The 237-nt window shown below is 74.7% G+C and carries 1 pseudogene; it reads left to right on the plus strand.

Annotation, left to right across the window (positions count from 1 at the left end):
• A pseudogene (locus NR112_RS22340) lies at nucleotides 1-237 on the plus strand (HNH endonuclease); the annotation flags it as partial.

The following is a 237-nucleotide window of genomic DNA, read 5'->3' on the forward strand; positions in this document are numbered from 1 at the left end:
ACGGACACCACCGCGGCGAGTTCACCCTCACCGGCGACCCCACCCACCCCGACGGACTCACCTTCCACACCGACACCGGCCTGCTCATCGCCCCACCCCAGAAACCACCCCCACCACCCCGGCTCACGCTCGACCCCGACCCGAACCCACCGGACGGCTCGGGCGGGTCGGACCAGCCCGACCGGCGCAGACCACCAGCCCGACTCGGGCGCCGCTACCCCGCGCCCTCCGGTGGCA

The organism is Terrabacter sp. Ter38, from assembly GCF_024519435.1.
Taxonomy (GTDB): domain Bacteria; phylum Actinomycetota; class Actinomycetes; order Actinomycetales; family Dermatophilaceae; genus Terrabacter.